The organism is Sagittula sp. SSi028 (assembly GCF_048553715.1).
GTDB lineage: Bacteria > Pseudomonadota > Alphaproteobacteria > Rhodobacterales > Rhodobacteraceae > Sagittula.
The window spans coordinates 30,440-44,426 of the sequence record NZ_JBLZNC010000014.1 but is presented as its reverse complement, the minus strand read 5'-3'; the positions used below and the strand labels follow the sequence as shown (position 1 = coordinate 44,426).

The 13,987-nt window shown below is 65.3% G+C and carries 16 protein-coding genes; 5 read left to right on the top strand and 11 right to left on the bottom strand.

Features of this window, described 5'->3' with window-relative positions; translation table 11 throughout:
• From ACN5AZ_RS17675 to ACN5AZ_RS17655, 5 genes are all read left to right on the top strand, one after another.
• The coding region (locus tag ACN5AZ_RS17675; protein ID WP_419430227.1) for a zinc-binding dehydrogenase at positions 1–589 on the top strand (589 nt) is incomplete at its 5' end.
• Position 590: 1 nt separating this feature from the next.
• Positions 591–1,391: a pyrroline-5-carboxylate reductase gene (gene proC, locus ACN5AZ_RS17670; RefSeq protein ID WP_419430226.1), complete on the top strand. Its 801-nt coding sequence runs from the start codon at positions 591–593 to the stop codon at positions 1,389–1,391.
• Positions 1,392–1,394: 3 nt separating this feature from the next.
• Positions 1,395–1,721 (top strand): hypothetical protein, encoded by a 327-nt coding sequence (locus ACN5AZ_RS17665; protein WP_419430225.1) that lies wholly within the window; start codon positions 1,395–1,397, stop codon positions 1,719–1,721.
• Positions 1,722–1,727: 6 nt separating this feature from the next.
• On the top strand, positions 1,728–2,915 hold the full coding sequence (locus ACN5AZ_RS17660) for an aromatic amino acid transaminase (RefSeq protein ID WP_419430224.1): 1,188 nt from the start codon (positions 1,728–1,730) through the stop codon (positions 2,913–2,915).
• A gap of 323 nt (positions 2,916–3,238) precedes the next feature.
• Positions 3,239–3,871 carry a tyrosine-type recombinase/integrase gene (locus ACN5AZ_RS17655; protein ID WP_419430223.1) on the top strand — a complete coding sequence of 211 codons (633 nt, stop codon included), beginning with the start codon at positions 3,239–3,241 and terminating at the stop codon, positions 3,869–3,871.
• A 127-nt stretch (positions 3,872–3,998) separates the two neighbouring features.
• Here the strand turns inward: ACN5AZ_RS17655 and ACN5AZ_RS17650 are convergent, their stop codons facing one another.
• From ACN5AZ_RS17650 to ACN5AZ_RS17600, 11 genes are all read right to left on the bottom strand, one after another.
• Positions 3,999–4,616 carry a DapH/DapD/GlmU-related protein gene (locus ACN5AZ_RS17650; RefSeq protein WP_419430222.1) on the bottom strand — a complete coding sequence of 206 codons (618 nt, stop codon included), beginning with the start codon at positions 4,614–4,616 and terminating at the stop codon, positions 3,999–4,001.
• Positions 4,613–5,446, bottom strand: a complete 834-nt coding sequence (locus tag ACN5AZ_RS17645) for a transglutaminase-like domain-containing protein (protein WP_419430221.1) — start codon at positions 5,444–5,446, stop codon at positions 4,613–4,615. The genes ACN5AZ_RS17650 and ACN5AZ_RS17645 overlap by 4 nt, the downstream gene beginning before the upstream one ends.
• The gene (phnE, locus tag ACN5AZ_RS17640) at positions 5,443–6,300 is read right to left on the bottom strand and encodes a phosphonate ABC transporter, permease protein PhnE (RefSeq protein ID WP_419430220.1); all 858 of its coding nucleotides are present in this window, start codon (positions 6,298–6,300) and stop codon (positions 5,443–5,445) included. The genes ACN5AZ_RS17645 and phnE (ACN5AZ_RS17640) overlap by 4 nt, the downstream gene beginning before the upstream one ends.
• Before the next feature lie 12 nt (positions 6,301–6,312).
• Complete coding sequence (phnE, locus tag ACN5AZ_RS17635; protein WP_419430219.1) at positions 6,313–7,242, bottom strand: phosphonate ABC transporter, permease protein PhnE; 930 nt, start codon at positions 7,240–7,242, stop codon at positions 6,313–6,315.
• 63 nt (positions 7,243–7,305) lie between these two features.
• Entirely contained in the window at positions 7,306–8,226 is a 921-nt protein-coding gene (gene phnD, locus ACN5AZ_RS17630) for a phosphate/phosphite/phosphonate ABC transporter substrate-binding protein (protein WP_419430218.1), read from the bottom strand.
• Between the two features lie 44 nt (positions 8,227–8,270).
• The gene (gene phnC / locus ACN5AZ_RS17625; RefSeq protein WP_419430217.1) at positions 8,271–9,086 is read right to left on the bottom strand and encodes a phosphonate ABC transporter ATP-binding protein; all 816 of its coding nucleotides are present in this window, start codon (positions 9,084–9,086) and stop codon (positions 8,271–8,273) included.
• A 133-nt stretch (positions 9,087–9,219) separates the two neighbouring features.
• Positions 9,220–10,389 (bottom strand): alpha-D-ribose 1-methylphosphonate 5-triphosphate diphosphatase, encoded by a 1,170-nt coding sequence (locus tag ACN5AZ_RS17620; protein ID WP_419430216.1) that lies wholly within the window; start codon positions 10,387–10,389, stop codon positions 9,220–9,222.
• Positions 10,376–11,095, bottom strand: a complete 720-nt coding sequence (locus ACN5AZ_RS17615; RefSeq protein ID WP_419430215.1) for a phosphonate C-P lyase system protein PhnL — start codon at positions 11,093–11,095, stop codon at positions 10,376–10,378. The genes ACN5AZ_RS17620 and ACN5AZ_RS17615 overlap by 14 nt, the downstream gene beginning before the upstream one ends.
• On the bottom strand, positions 11,092–11,889 hold the full coding sequence (locus tag ACN5AZ_RS17610) for an ATP-binding cassette domain-containing protein (protein WP_419430214.1): 798 nt from the start codon (positions 11,887–11,889) through the stop codon (positions 11,092–11,094). Before ACN5AZ_RS17610 ends, ACN5AZ_RS17615 begins: the two co-directional genes overlap by 4 nt.
• Complete coding sequence (locus ACN5AZ_RS17605; RefSeq protein ID WP_419430213.1) at positions 11,886–12,797, bottom strand: alpha-D-ribose 1-methylphosphonate 5-phosphate C-P-lyase PhnJ; 912 nt, start codon at positions 12,795–12,797, stop codon at positions 11,886–11,888. Before ACN5AZ_RS17605 ends, ACN5AZ_RS17610 begins: the two co-directional genes overlap by 4 nt.
• A complete protein-coding gene (locus ACN5AZ_RS17600) occupies positions 12,794–13,885 on the bottom strand; it encodes a carbon-phosphorus lyase complex subunit PhnI (protein WP_419430212.1) in 1,092 nt (363 codons plus the stop codon). Before ACN5AZ_RS17600 ends, ACN5AZ_RS17605 begins: the two co-directional genes overlap by 4 nt.
• Between the last annotated feature and the right edge of the window lie 102 nt (positions 13,886–13,987).

Here is a 13,987-nt window from a genome sequence, read left to right as displayed (position 1 = left end):
CGCCACCTCGTTCCGGGCGGTCATCGACCAAGGGAAAGTCAGCGCCGGTCAATGGGTTGCGGTGCATGGCTGCGGCGGCGTCGGCCTCTCGGCGGTGATGATCGCGGCGGCTGCGGGCGCAAACGTGATCGGCGTCGATCTCGACCCGGCGAAGCTCTCCATGGCGCAGGAGCTCGGCGCGGTGGCGGTGATCGACGGGCGCGAGGCCGACGTCCCCGCCGCCATCCGGGAAACCACCAAGGGTGGCGCTCATGTCTCGCTTGACGCGCTGGGGCATCCCGTGACCATGACCAACTCGATCCTCTGCCTGCGGCCGCGCGGCAAGCACGTGCAGGTCGGCCTGATGCTGGGCGACCACGCCGCGCCCGCGATCCCGATGCCGAAGATCGTCGGGCAGGAGATCGAACTGCTGGGATCGCACGGGATGCAGGCGCATCGCTACGGCGCCATGCTGGATATGGTGGCAAGCGGACGGCTTGATCCGTCGCGGTTGGTGGGCCAGCAGATCAGCCTCGCGGAGGCCCCCAAGGCCCTGATGGAGATGGATAAATTCCAGTCCGTCGGCGCCACCGTGATCACGCGGTTCTGACATGGCAGGCATCGCATTCATCGGCGGCGGCAACATGGCCACCGCGATCCTCGGCGGGCTGATCGCCAAGGGCATGGCCCCGGACCAGATCACCGTCGTCGATCCGGGCGCGGAGCAACGCGCGCGTTTGCAGACCGGCTACGGCGTCCGGGTCACGGACAACCCGCGCGAGGGCTGTGCCGTGGCGGACACCGTCGTCCTCGCGGTCAAGCCGCAGGTCATCGCGCAAGTGGCAGAACAGCTCGCGGGCACACTGGACGGCAAGCTGCTGATCAGCATCGCGGCGGGGGTGCCCGTGGCCCGGCTGGAGGCGCTCTTTGGCCCCCGCGCCATCGTCCGCACCATGCCCAACACCCCGGCGCTGCTGGGGCTGGGCGCGACGGGGATCTTTGCGAACGCCCAAGTGGACGGCGCGCAACGCGCCCGCGCGCGCGACATCGTCGAGTCCTTCGGTCTCTGCATCGATCTTGCGCGCGAAGACCTGCTGGATGCGGTCACTGCCGTCTCGGGCAGTGGTCCGGCCTATGTCTATCTGCTGATCGAAGAGATGACCCGCAGCGGCGTCGCCTTGGGCCTGCCCCCCGAGGACGCTACGACGCTGGCGGTGCAAACCGCGCTTGGCGCGGCCACAATGGCGGCGGCGGGCGACGCCACGCCAGAGGAACTGCGCTGCCGCGTGACCTCGCCCGGGGGCACGACCCATGCGGCGATCACCTCTATGCAACAGAACGGGTTTGCAGAAGTGGTCGCAAAAGCCATGACCGCCTGCCGCGACCGGGCTGTCGAGCTGGGCAAGGAATAGGACATGATCATTCGGTGGTGGCGTGCCGTTGCGGGCTCTCAAGAGGTGCTTCAGCACTATGCGGACCATTTGGGCCGCACGACCTTCAAGGAGATGGCGGCATTGCCCGGGCATCTCGGCGCGTCTCTTGCGGTCAAGGTAAACGGGACCGATTGCGAATTGGTCGTGACCAGCCTGTGGTCAGACCTTGCCGCGGCGGGGCATTTTGAACAGGGGGCCTTCGACGATGCCGTGGTCAAGCCGAGCACCCAGAAGCTCCTGAAATCCTTTGACTTGAAGGTCGAGTATTTCGAGACGCTGGTCACAACCGGGATCTTGAAGGGGGAATGATGCAGGATGTTTGAACAAGTCGAAGACTACCCCATCGACCCGATCATGATTGGCGCCGATCTGTTTGCGCAGGACCCGCGCCGTGACAAGCTGAACCTGACCGTCGGGATCTACCAGGACGCGCAGGGCCGCACCCCGGTGATGGAGGCGGTGAAGCGCGCCGAACAGCGGCTGGTCGACACGCAAGACAGCAAGTCCTACCTCGCCCTGACCGGAGACTCAGCCTATTGCGACACGCTGGGTCAGGCGGTGCTGGGTGAGGCGTTCAACGCGGGCTGGGTCGCGGCACAAACCTCCGGTGGCGCGGTGGCGCTGCGGGTGATGGCGGACCTGCTGGCACAGGTGCCCAAGCCGCCCACCGTCTGGCTGCAATCGCCCACCTACGGCAACTACATCCCCATCCTGACCGCCGCCGGGGCGCGCTATCAGGCGCTGCCCTACTATGACCGGCTGCGCGCGGAACTGACCTTTGACCAGATGCTCGACGGGTTGCAGACCGCCCGCCCCGGCGATGTCTTCCTGTTGCAGGGGGTCTGCCACAACCCCACCGGCGCGGATATGTCCGAGGACCAGATCACCGCCCTGCTGGATCTGCTGGAGGCGCGCGGCATCGTGCCGTGGATCGACCTCGCCTACCTTGGCTTTGCTAGAGGCTTCGAGGCTGATTGCGCCACGGCCCGCCGCATCGCCGCGCGGTTCCCGGAATGCATCATCTGCATCACCCTGTCCAAATCCTTCGGCATCTACCGCGACCGCGCCGGGGCGCTGTTCGTGAAAACGTGCGCGCAGGACCATGCGCGCCTCACCCGTGCCGTCACGGCCATCGTGCGCTCCGGGGCCTCCCACGCCCCGGACCACGGCCCCTCGGTGGTGCGCACCATCCTGCAGGACCCGGACCTCAAGGCGCTCTGGCTGCGTGAACTCGACCAGATGCGCCAGCGCGTGCTTCGAATGCGTCAGCAAATCGTCGCCACAGAACGCGACCTCTTTGGCACCGACCGGCTGGCCTACCTCGCAGGGCAGTCCGGCATGTTCTCGCTGCTGCCCCTGAACGCCGCGCAGGAAACCGCCCTGACCCGCGACCATGGTATCCACGTCGTCGAGGGCGGCCGGATCAACGTCGCCCGCCTCGGCGACGCGGATGTCGGCTGGCTCGTCAAAGCGGTGTGCGGGCTTCTTTCGCCGTCCATCTGAAAAGGCGCGCACCCGCTGTCCTCTTTTTGCTACCTCGCGACTGGGTGATCGGGCGAACAACATGCCGCGTTCTGCGAAACTGCGGAGCAGAAAGCTCCAGTCATTTGATGTCCGGAGGGGGCTGGTCGGCCTTGCGAAGTGCTCTTCTGGTTTGACAGAGCGCGTCCGTTTCCTGCGCCTTCTGGACCTTCATCTGCTGGATGGGAGTGAGGCCGGCTCCCCAAAGCCGCCGTTCAGGTCCAGTCTCAGCACATCTGTGGTATGCTTAAGCGCCAGCATGACGTTGGCGATGCGGCTGGGCGTGGCGGATCGAAGGAACTGCCATGCCTACTGCAAACCTACCCGCCATCCGTGCCTGCCGCCCTGCCTGGAACAAGGGGCGTATCATCGGTCAGAAGCGTCCGCTCCTGCCGAAGCACGTCTGGGCGATCAGGGTCCGGCTCGAGATCGCGGAACGGCACCGGGATCTCGCGCTGTTCAACCTAGCGATCGACAGCAAGCTGAGAGGCTGCGACTTGGTCAAGCTGCGGGTCGCGGATGTATTCGCTGCAAACCAAGTGAAGGAACGCGCTTCGATCATCCAGAGCAAGACGGGGCGACCGGTCCGGTTCGAGATCACAGAGGGCACGCGCCGGTCAATTGCCCGATGGATGGCAGAGCCTCTCATGATCGGATCCGAGCACCTCTGGCCAGGACGTTTCCATGAACGCCTTCACATCTCGACGCGGCAGTATGCGCGGCTTGTTCGTGACTGGGTGTCGTCCATCGGGCTCGAACCCTCATCGTATGGCACACACTCCATGCGACGAACCAAAGTGGCGCAGATCTATCGGAAGACAGGCAACCTGCGGGCCGTGCAGCTTCTTCTCGGCCACACCAAGATGGACAGCACCGTCCGATACCTTGGTGTCGACCTGGAGAATGCCCTGGCGATCTCGGAGGGCGTCGAGATTTGAAAGCACGGGTCGGCGGGCGCGCCGACCCGATCCGGACGTTCATGCATGTGGTGCCAATGTCCGGAGTCAGCCCTTTCTGCATCGATAGCCTACAGTTCGGCATGGCAGAGCTTCTGCGTGCCTGCGATTACAGCGGGCGCGAATATTTCTCGATGAACGCGTCGATTTCGAGTGACCTGATGTCAGGCAGTGCCCGCTGATACTGGGCATAGGTCCAGTCCCAGACCGCGATCTCCTGAAGGGCGTCCGCCTGTGCGTTGGTAAAGCGGCGGCGGATTTCTCTGGCCGGCACACCGCCGACAATCGTGTAAGGCGCCACGTCCCGGGTGACGACGGCACCGGCGCCGACCACCGCGCCTGTGCCGATGGTCACACCCGCCGTCACGGTCACGCCATGCCCAATCCAGACGTCATGGCCGATGATGACCCGATTGGACTTTCGCCACTCAAAGAAGGCGTGGTCGTCCTCGCCCAGCCCGTAGGACTCGGCCCGGTAGACGGAATGATGCTGCACCGCGCGCCACATGGGGTGGTTGCCCGGATTCAAACGGGTCGCATTGGCGATGGAGCACATCTTGCCGATGTCGGTCCAGATCACGTGACAACCGCGCGTAATGTAAGACCAGTCGCCCATGGTGCTTTCGCGCATCTGGGTGCCGCGTCCCACTTCGGTCCATTGGCCGAGGATGCAATCGGTGACCTCGGCCTCCGGGTGGATGGTCGGCGTTTCCGACAGGCGCTTCATGGCGTCGCCTCGACGGTCCGGTGCAGGCGGATGTCGGCGTCCAGCGGCACCCACGCGCCATTTGACAGGCAGAGTGGTTCGATCAGCGCCTTCACATCCTCTGCGCCAACCTCCGGAAAGCGCAGCCCCATGCCGTGGAAACAGGCGGCGCGGAAGCCCGGTTTCGGGTTCAGGCCGGGGCGGATGATGCGCGTCCCCATCTTCAGGTGATGCGCAATGTCCCATTCCAGATCCTGTCCGTCGATCCGGGTCACGATCCAGCAGTGGCCATCGTCGCAGCGCCCTCGCTTTTCCTGCGGAAAGTAGAAGCCGGTGACATAGCCTGCCTGTATCCCCGCCGCGCGCAGGGCCGCGAGGAAGTAGGTGTTGATGTCGACGCAGGAGCCCACGGCCATGCCGCATCCCAGCGCCGGGATCTCGTCCAACCCGTCGGTAAAGCGGTGTTCGGCGTGGCCATAGGTAAACCGGTCGGCGGTGGCGCAGGCGATGGCCTCGGCGCGGCCCAGTGGGTCGAGGTCCGGCGCGATCTCGGCGACTTCGTCCAGCAGCGCCTGCGCGGCGCGGGTGTGGCGCGAGGGGTGCGCGGTGAAGAGCGCGTCATCGTAACGGCCGGGAGCGATGGCAAAGCGCCAGCGCACCTCGACCTCATGGCCAGAGGGGCGCAGGTGGTGGACCAACTGGCTAGTGGTGGCTTCGCGCAGGTGGGAAGTCGCACCGCCGGTGACGGTCACGCTGTCCACGCAGGCCTCCGGGGTGACGACACCGGACGGGATCAGGACGTCGGTGGTGCCATCAGGCAGCCGCGCGCGCCAGGTGATGTCAAAGCTCATTTCGCCAGCTCCGACGCGCCGATCAGCCGCGACCGGATCAGGCCGGACAGCCAGTCGATCACGTAGACCATGGCGATGATCAGGAAGATGATCGACCACGCCTCGTCCCATTTGTAGGCGGCGATGCGGTCGGACAGAAGGAAGCCGATGCCCCCCGCGCCGACGATGCCGAGGATCGTCCCGGAGCGCACGTTGGACTCGAAGTTGTAGAGCAGGATCGACAGGATCACCGGGTTGACCTGCGGCGCGATGCCAAACCGGATCTGTTGCAGGCGCGACCCGCCCGAAGCCTTCACCCCTTCGATGGGTTTGTTCGAGGTGTTCTCCAACGCCTCGGAGAAGAGTTTCGCAAAGGTGCCGATTTCGGACACGGCGATGGCGAGGATGCCGGGCAGCGGGCCAAGGCCAAAGGCGCGGATGAAGATCAGCGCGAGGATCAGCGTCTCGAAGGCGCGGATCAGGTCGAAGCCGCGTCGCGCGCCGTGGCGCAGCCAACCGAGACGGTTGATGGTCTTGGCGCCCAGAAAGGACAGCGGGTAGGCAAAGATCGCCCCCAGCAGTGTGCCAAGAAAGGCGATGGCCAGCGTCTCGCCCAGCCCTTGGGCGATTTCTGAAAATTCCGCCCAGGAGGTCCAGACATGCGGCGGGAACATGAAGGAGAAGACGCGGCCCAGACGGCCCAGCCCCTCCAGCACGCGCGCCGGGGTCATGTTGAAATCGTAGAGGCACCAGGCGATGAGGCCAAGGAACAGCGCCCAAAGCGCGGCGCGGCGGACGCGCACCGGCAGCGGCGCCTGAAAGGCCAGCGGCACGCGGGCACGGGCGGCGTCGATGCGGTCAGCGGGGATCTGCATGGCGAATGCTCCTTACACAGCGGCTTTGGCAGCGCGGCGGTGGGCGGTGTCAGCGTCGAGACCAATGATGCGGTGGCGCAGCTTCTCGGACCCGTAGTCGATGATCATCACAGTGGCGAAAACGATCAGGAACAGCGCCGACAGGTCGGTGTATTCCTGAAACGACATGGCAGTGCGGAATTCCTGACCCAGCCCGCCCGCGCCGACGTAGCCGATGATCGACGAGGCGCGCACGTTGATTTCAAACCGCAGCAGCGTGTAGCTGACGATATTGGGCAGCACCTGCGGCACCGCACCGTAGCGGATCTGGTCGAACCAAGTGCCGCCTGCGGCCTTGACGCCTTCCAGCGGCTTCATGTCGATGTTCTCGTTGACCTCGGAGTACAGCTTGCCCAACGCGCCGCAGGCGTGCAGTCCGATGGCCATGACGCCCGCCATCGGGCCAACACCGAAGCAAAAGACAAAGATCAACGCCCAGACCAGTTCCGGCACGGTGCGCGCGATTTCCAGGTAACGGCGGGTCAGCCACAGAACAAGGCGGTTGGGCGACAGGTTGCGCGCCGCCGGAAAGGACAGAAGGAACCCGCCGATCACACCCAGCGTCGTCGCCATGAAGGCGATCAGCACGGTTTCCAGAAGCAGTTCCAGCCAGATCTTCCAGCGCCAGAACCAGTTGCCAAAATCCGCGCCAAGGCTGTCCCAGCGCAGCACGGGCAGGGTCTTTTCGATGTATTCACCAAGGCGCGGCAGACCCGCCGGGATGATCCAGCGCCAGTCGCGCGATCCGTCCGGCAGGGTGACTTGCGTCACCTTGAAGAAATCCCCGATCCACGAGGTGAAGGCAAACAGCGCCACAAAGATCACCGTGCCCACGGCCCAACCCAGACGGGCACGGCGGCGTTGCGCTGCGTAATCGGTTTCGAATTGGTCGATGGCGGTCATCTCTCACCCCTTGCAGGCCGGGCAAAAGGGGGCGGTTCTGCCGCCCCCTATCCAGTCACATGATCAGGAGCCGGAGCGGCGCTGCGCCTTGATCCAGGCGCGCATGTCGACGATCCACTGGTAGCGCTCGGCGTCGACGCGGGTGAAGCCCACGGTGGGGTTCGCATCCTCGGGATCAAAGGAGGAATACAGCTTGAAGCCCTCTGGATCAGCCTCGGGGAAAGCTTCGATGGTGGCGGTGATCTCTTCGATCATCTCGGCGGGCAGGTTGTCGCGGAAGGTCCACGGCCCGGAGGTGATCTCCGGCGAGGTCCAGATCTTGCAGACCACGCCTTCGTCGATCATGCCTTTGGCTTCCATGCGGGTGACGATCGAGTTGTCCTCGGAATTCTGGTAGGTCGACGCGGTGTCAAAGGTGCCGTTGACGACGCCGGTCACGTCGGCCTCGTGCGAGCCGCCAAAGGTCACGGTGCCGAAATGCTCTTCGGGCTTGAAGCCTTCGACGGTGACCATGTTGAAGTAAGGCACGGCATAGCCGGAGGTGCTGTCCGGGTCGGCAAAGGCGTGGACCTTGCCCTTGGCGTCCTCCAGCGAGGTGATGCCGCTATCGCAGCGGGTCACGACGATGGATTTGTAGCCGGTGTTGCCGTCCTTCTTGATGGTGGTGAGCGTCGGTATGACGCCGCCATCGGTCGCAGTGTAGGCTGCGGCATAGGACGACGAGCCAAAGCGCGCCACTTCGATCTGGTCGGCGGCCATGGCCTGGATCACGCCATCGTAGTTGCCGGCAGTGAAGATCTCAACGGTGACGCCCAGTTGCTCTTCGAGGTAGACGCGCAGCGGCTCATTGCGCATCAGGCGGTCCTTTTCATTCTCGCCCGAGAGGATGCCGAACTTGATGACCTGGTAGTCATCCTTCCAGCCTTCGGCCAGAGCGGGGGCGGCGATCAGCGCCAGAAGCGCGGTGGTGGTGACGAAACGCATGGTGTGTCTCCCTGTTGCGTGCTGTCGGGTGGTTTGGCGATGGGTTAAGCTTGTTCCGTGACGCGGCCGGTGGCGCGTGCGGTGGTCGATGTGACGGCCTCGTTGAACTCGGCAAAGCCGTCGAGCCCGTAGATGTCGCGCACCACGTCATCGGTCAGCTGCGCGGGCGTGCCGTCGAACATGACGCGCCCCTGCCGCATGGCGATGATGCGGTCGCAATAGGCGCGCGCGGTGTCGAGCGTGTGCAGGTTGACCAGCACGGTCAGCCCGTCCTCGGTGTTGATCTGTTTGACGCCATCCATGACGCGGGTCGCGTTCGCCGGGTCGAGCGAGGCGATGGGCTCATCCGCCAGCATGATCTTGGGCCGTTGCACCAGCGCCTTGGCGATGGCGACACGCTGTTGCTGGCCCCCGGACAGGGTGCCGGCGCGTTGCAGCGCCTGCGGCACGAGGTCAAACCGGTCCAGCGCCTCGATCGCCATAGCGCGTTCTGCGTCGGTGAAACGCATCGCCATGGACGACAGCAGCCCGTGTTCCGCCAGCCGCCCGATCAGCACGTTGGTCAGCACATCGAGTCGGTCCACAAGGTTGAACTGCTGAAAGATCATCGCGCAATCGCGCCGCCACTGGCGCAGGGCGCGGCCCTTCAGCGCGGTCACGTCCATACCGTCGAAATGGATACTGCCCTCGGTCGGGTCGATCAGCCGGTTGATCAGCCGCAGCATCGTCGACTTGCCCGCGCCGGAGCGTCCGATCACGCCGACGAACTGTCCCGGCTGGATGTCGAGGGTGACGTTGTCCACCGCGCGGGTGGTGCCGAACTGGCGGCTGACGCCTTTCAGGCTGAGTGTCGCGGTCATCTCGCAGGCTCCTCTGGCCATTTTCGGAGAGGGTTAATTCATCCGAATGAATGTATGACCAGAGATTTAGGCGAGTCGGGTAACAGCGAAACAACCCGAAAGTGACGGTTTGTTGACATGTCACTCAGCGGGGTCAGGCGAGCGTTTCGAGGGGCCGCGCCGCGCGCTGCAATGTGCCGTTGGAATAGACCGTCTGCCCCGCGACCATGGTCAGCCCGACGCGATCCTGCGGGTCCACCACGATCAGATCGGCGCGTTTGCCCACCTCTAACCCGCCGCGATCGGTCAGCCCCAGCGCCCGCGCCGGGTTCACCGTGGCCAGCCGCGCGGCCCCGGCCAGCCCGTCGGGATCGGCCTGCGCCAGAATGCGGATCGCAGGCAGGATCGCCGCCGGGTGATAATCCGCCGCAAGGATCGACAGCAGCCCGCGGGCGTGGGCCTCACGCGCTAACAGGTTGCCGGAATAGCTTTGGCCGCGCATGGCATTCGGCGCGCCCATGGCGGTCATCATGCCACGATCCACCGCCGCCTCTGCCGCCTCCAGCGTGACCGGGAATTCCGCGATCACCGCGCCGAGGTCCGCCATCAGATGCGCCTTGTCGACCGTGTCATCGTCGTGGCTGGCGATGGCGATGCCATGGGCGGCGCACATCCGCGCCACGGCCTGCATATTGCCCAGCAGCACCTCTTGTGGACGGCTGCGCGCGGCGATCATGCTGGCCACCTGCTGGCGCGCCTCGGTTTCCGAGATATTGAGCGCCGTGGCCTTGTTGCGGATGTGGATCTCCAGGTTGCGGTACTGGCCCTGACCCGGCGTGTGGTCCATCAGCGACACCAGATCCACCTGCCCATCGTCCAGAAGCTGTTCCAACACCTCCACCGCGTTGTCAAAGGTGATGTCGAACCGCGCGTGGATGCGGTGATCCACCCGGCAGCCGCCACGCGCTGCATGCAGGTCACGGATGATTTGCGAGGTGTGCTCGAACGACCGCCGTTCTCCGGCCTTGGCGTTGCGCGAGAAGGACACGGAGGCATAGGCCGTGGTCACGCCGCTTGCCGCCAGCCGCGCGTCCAGCGCATTCAGCGCCACGTGCATCGGGAAATCCACATTGGCGCGCGGCTCAAGCTCCTGTTCGATCATGTCGCCGTGCATGTCGATGAAGCCTGCGAACACCGTGTGCCCGCTGGCATCGATTCCGTTTTGCGGACCTTCGGTGATGCGGGCGATCTGCCCGTCTTCAATCTGGATCGAGCCGCGCATCACGCGGTCGGGCAGCACCAGTGTTGCATCAGACAACCACATCTGCACGGTCCTCCTCTTGGGGGGCATCCGGGGTCAGGTCGATCTCGCGATCGATCAGCTGCGCCACGTCGCCGGGATGGTGGAATACGCCGATCATCGCCGTGCCTTGCGCCTTCAGCGCCGCCAGCCGATCGATCAATGCCGCACGGGCCGAGGCATCCAGCGATGCGGTTGGCTCGTCCAGAAGCAGCAGCCGTTGCGGCAGGATCAGCGCGCGGGCGAGGTTCACCTTCTGCTGCTCGCCCCCCGAAAAGGTCGCGGGATAGGCGGGCCAGAGCGCGCGTTTCACCCCGAACGCATCGAGCCAGTGCCGGGCTTCGTCCAGCGCAGCCTCCGTGGCCCAACCCGCCAGCCGCAAGGGCTCGGCCACCAGCGCCTCGGCACTGACGCGGGGCCGCGCCAGCAGGAACTGCGTGACAAAGCCGATCTCGGTCCGGCGCAGGAGGGTGATGTCCACGTCTGCCGCGCGGGCAAGGTCGATCACCCCGTGGGACGAATGAAACAGGATCTCGCCCGACTGCGCCAAGTAGCTGCGATAGAGCGTGCGTAGCAGCGTCGACTTGCCCGCGCCGTTGCGCCCCTTCAGCAGCAGGAATTCCCCGGCCTCCAGCGTCAGGGAAATCCCGTCGAACGCCTGCATAGAGGCGCCGAGGTGATGCATGTCAAACCCCTTGGACAGGGCGCGCACGTCAAGCACACGGGTCATAGCTTTGCCTGTACAAGTTGTTGCGTGTAGGCGTGTTGCGGGTCCTGGAACACCTGGTCCGCAAGGCCCTGTTCCACCACCGCGCCGCGCCGCATGACCATCACCCGGTCCGCCAGCGTGCGGATCACCCCAAGATCATGGCTGACGATCACCATGGTGATGCGCCGCTCCTGTTGCAGCCGTTTCAACGTGTCCAGCACCAGCGCCTGCACGCTGACATCCAGCCCGGTGGTGGGCTCGTCGAGCAGCAACAGCGCCGGTTCCAACGCAATGGCCTTGGCCAGCTGCACCCGCTGCTGCATCCCGCCGGACAGCTCGATCGGCGGCGCGTCCATACGCTCCAGCGGAAACTCTGACGCATCCAGCGCCACGCGCGCCTTTTCCCGTAGCGTGGCAAAGGAGCGTTCGCCCGCGACCAGCAGCCGTTCGGCCACATTGCCGGAAGACGAATGTTTCATCAGCAAGCCCAGATGCGGGTTCTGGTAAACGATGCCGATCCTCGTGGCACAGAGCATCCGCCGCGCAAAGCGGTCGAGGTCAAAGAGGTTGCCCTCCACATCCGGCAGGTCCAGCGTGTAGGAGCCTTCGTCCGGCGTCTCTCCGAGGTTCAGGCAACGCAGGAAGGTCGATTTGCCCGATCCGCTTTCCCCCACGATGCCCAGCACTTCGCCGGGATAGACCGTGGCCGAGACATCGCGCAGCGCCTGCACCGCGCCATAGCGCAGCGAAAGGCCACGTGCGGTCAGCAGGGGCCGGGTGGTCACCAGCCGCGGCGCGTCCATGGTCAGGCTCATGACATCTCTCCCTCGGTGTACCAGGTCTCTCCGATGGTCACCGGATCGCCATCGCGGCGGTGGATGACCTTCACGCCAAGATCGCTGTCCGACACTTCATGGATCGACGCCCCATCCGCCTGCGGGATCTCGTTCATGAAGAACCCCGTCGCTCCGGAGCGGTGGCAGGTCAGGCGCGCGTGATCCTCGACCGCGTAGGGCACATCGTCGAAGACCAGCGGTTCAACGCGGGTGAAGGGCGGCACGGCGTGCAGACGCTTCTCACGCCCCGCCGACAGGATCGTCAGATGCTGCGCCATGTGCAGTTTCGGCACGTCCCAACGGGGGATCGGCGATGGCGTCATCACATGTCGTCCGTTGACGAGACTGGGATAAGAGGCCCCCTGCATCACCCGCCCCGCGCGCACGATCTGTTCATACAGTTGGAGCCACATCCGCCCGTAATCCGCATCGGCGTGCATCTGCCGGGCGATGGACATATTGGGCTGGACCGGGCGCAGCGGCTCCGGGTTCGGAACCTGCAGGACCAGCACCTGATCGGGGCGCAGCCGTTCCTCGGGGATGCGGTGGCGCGATTGGATCAGGTCCGCCTCCAGCGTGTCGGTGGTGGTCGGCGCACCGGACACGCGGGCGAGGAACCGCCGGATCGAGGCGGCGTTCACGCTGTCATCCGCGCCTTGGTCGATGACCTTTATCCGGGTCGCGGGCGTAACCAGCGTACAAGAGATCTGCAAACCGCCAGTGCCCCAGCCGCGCGCCATCGGCACCTCGCGTGAGGCATAGGGGATCTGGCAACCGGGCACGGCAATGGCCTTGAGCATCTTACGCCGGATCTCGCGCTTGGCCGATCCGTCGAGGAAACCATAGGACATGGGCTGCCAAGGCTTTGTGAGGGTCTTCAGGCTCATTCGGCTGGCTCTCTCTTGGATTGTCGGACCACTTCGTCCCTCAAAGGCGCGGTCCCTTCCGCCTTGGCCTTTGCATCCCGCATGGCATCCAGCGCGGATTGGAAGGTCACGTAATGCGGCAGCTTGAAGTGGATGCAGAAACCTGAACTTTCGACGCCCTCGGTGTGGTAGAGAAAGAATTCCTCCTCCGTCGCAGATCCCTTCGCCGCGCCCGGCGCATTCAGATCCAGCGTGGCGCTGGCGATCACCTTGACCTCGTTCCAGCCCAGCGTCGCGGCAAAGCCCAGACCCAGTTCGGTGCCCTGTTTTGACACCACCTCGGCCTGCGACACCTTCACCCGTCCGGCGCTGAACCGCGTGCCGCGCGGGTGGGTGACGACGACCTCCGCCTCGGCCAGACGCAGCTCGTTCACCGTGGGATGCGCCTGCCCGTAGCCGCGCTGCGCCGCATAGCCCAGTGCAAGCACGCCGCCTGTCTCCGCCCGCGCCAGCGATTGCAGCGTGTGGGCGCGTTTGGCCGGAAACAGCAGCGGTTCGCGCGTGATGTCGGGGATGTCATTGCCGGTCGTGGTGTCCGGCGCGGCTGCCGTCAGCAGGCCATTCGCCGCCTGCCACGCGGCAACCGAGGGTTGCTGCGCCGGGGCGGGATGATCCGCAGGCGCGACCGGATCGGGCCGATGCGTCTCCCCCTGCAGTACCTCTGTCGCCAGAATGCGGTGGGCGTAATCCAGTGTGGGGCCAAGCACCTGCCCACCGGGAATATCCTTGAACGCCGCCGAGATGCGGCGATGTGTGAACAGGCTCTCCTGCGTCACCGGCTCTGCCACGGCCAAGCGCGGCTGCGTCGTGCGCCAGGCGCGCAGCAGCAACACCGCCTCATACAGCTCGCCGCCGGTTTGGGCGAGCGCCAGCGCGGCCACGTCCTCGTCATACAGCGACGCCTCGCCCATCACCCGGTCCACAAGGTAGGGCAAAGCGCGGCGCAGCCCTGCCACGCGTTCGGGGGTGATGTCGCCCAGCTCTTCACGGTACAGACGCTGGGACTGTTCGATGGCGCGGGCCCCGCCACGGGTTGCAACATAGGCCATTATTTTTGTCCTACCGCTTCGCTGCTTGAGGACGGGGTTGCTTGTCCTACCGCTTCGCTGCTTGAGGACGAGCCGACGCGCGCCCCTGCTCCGATCATCGTC

Coding starts and splice junctions, on each gene's coding strand:
- ACN5AZ_RS17620 (WP_419430216.1), bottom strand. CDS start 10,389: ATGTGGTTGTCTGATGCAACACTGGTGCTGCCCGACCGCGTGATGCGC.
- ACN5AZ_RS17645 (WP_419430221.1), bottom strand. CDS start 5,446: ATGAGCTTTGACATCACCTGGCGCGCGCGGCTGCCTGATGGCACCACC.
- ACN5AZ_RS17660 (WP_419430224.1), top strand. CDS start 1,728: ATGTTTGAACAAGTCGAAGACTACCCCATCGACCCGATCATGATTGGC.
- ACN5AZ_RS17665 (WP_419430225.1), top strand. CDS start 1,395: ATGATCATTCGGTGGTGGCGTGCCGTTGCGGGCTCTCAAGAGGTGCTT.
- proC (WP_419430226.1), top strand. CDS start 591: ATGGCAGGCATCGCATTCATCGGCGGCGGCAACATGGCCACCGCGATC.
- ACN5AZ_RS17610 (WP_419430214.1), bottom strand. CDS start 11,889: ATGAGCCTGACCATGGACGCGCCGCGGCTGGTGACCACCCGGCCCCTG.
- ACN5AZ_RS17655 (WP_419430223.1), top strand. CDS start 3,239: ATGCCTACTGCAAACCTACCCGCCATCCGTGCCTGCCGCCCTGCCTGG.
- ACN5AZ_RS17600 (WP_419430212.1), bottom strand. CDS start 13,885: ATGGCCTATGTTGCAACCCGTGGCGGGGCCCGCGCCATCGAACAGTCC.
- phnD (WP_419430218.1), bottom strand. CDS start 8,226: ATGCGTTTCGTCACCACCACCGCGCTTCTGGCGCTGATCGCCGCCCCC.
- ACN5AZ_RS17615 (WP_419430215.1), bottom strand. CDS start 11,095: ATGACCCGTGTGCTTGACGTGCGCGCCCTGTCCAAGGGGTTTGACATG.
- ACN5AZ_RS17650 (WP_419430222.1), bottom strand. CDS start 4,616: ATGAAGCGCCTGTCGGAAACGCCGACCATCCACCCGGAGGCCGAGGTC.
- ACN5AZ_RS17605 (WP_419430213.1), bottom strand. CDS start 12,797: ATGAGCCTGAAGACCCTCACAAAGCCTTGGCAGCCCATGTCCTATGGT.
- phnE (WP_419430220.1), bottom strand. CDS start 6,300: ATGCAGATCCCCGCTGACCGCATCGACGCCGCCCGTGCCCGCGTGCCG.
- phnC (WP_419430217.1), bottom strand. CDS start 9,086: ATGACCGCGACACTCAGCCTGAAAGGCGTCAGCCGCCAGTTCGGCACC.
- phnE (WP_419430219.1), bottom strand. CDS start 7,242: ATGACCGCCATCGACCAATTCGAAACCGATTACGCAGCGCAACGCCGC.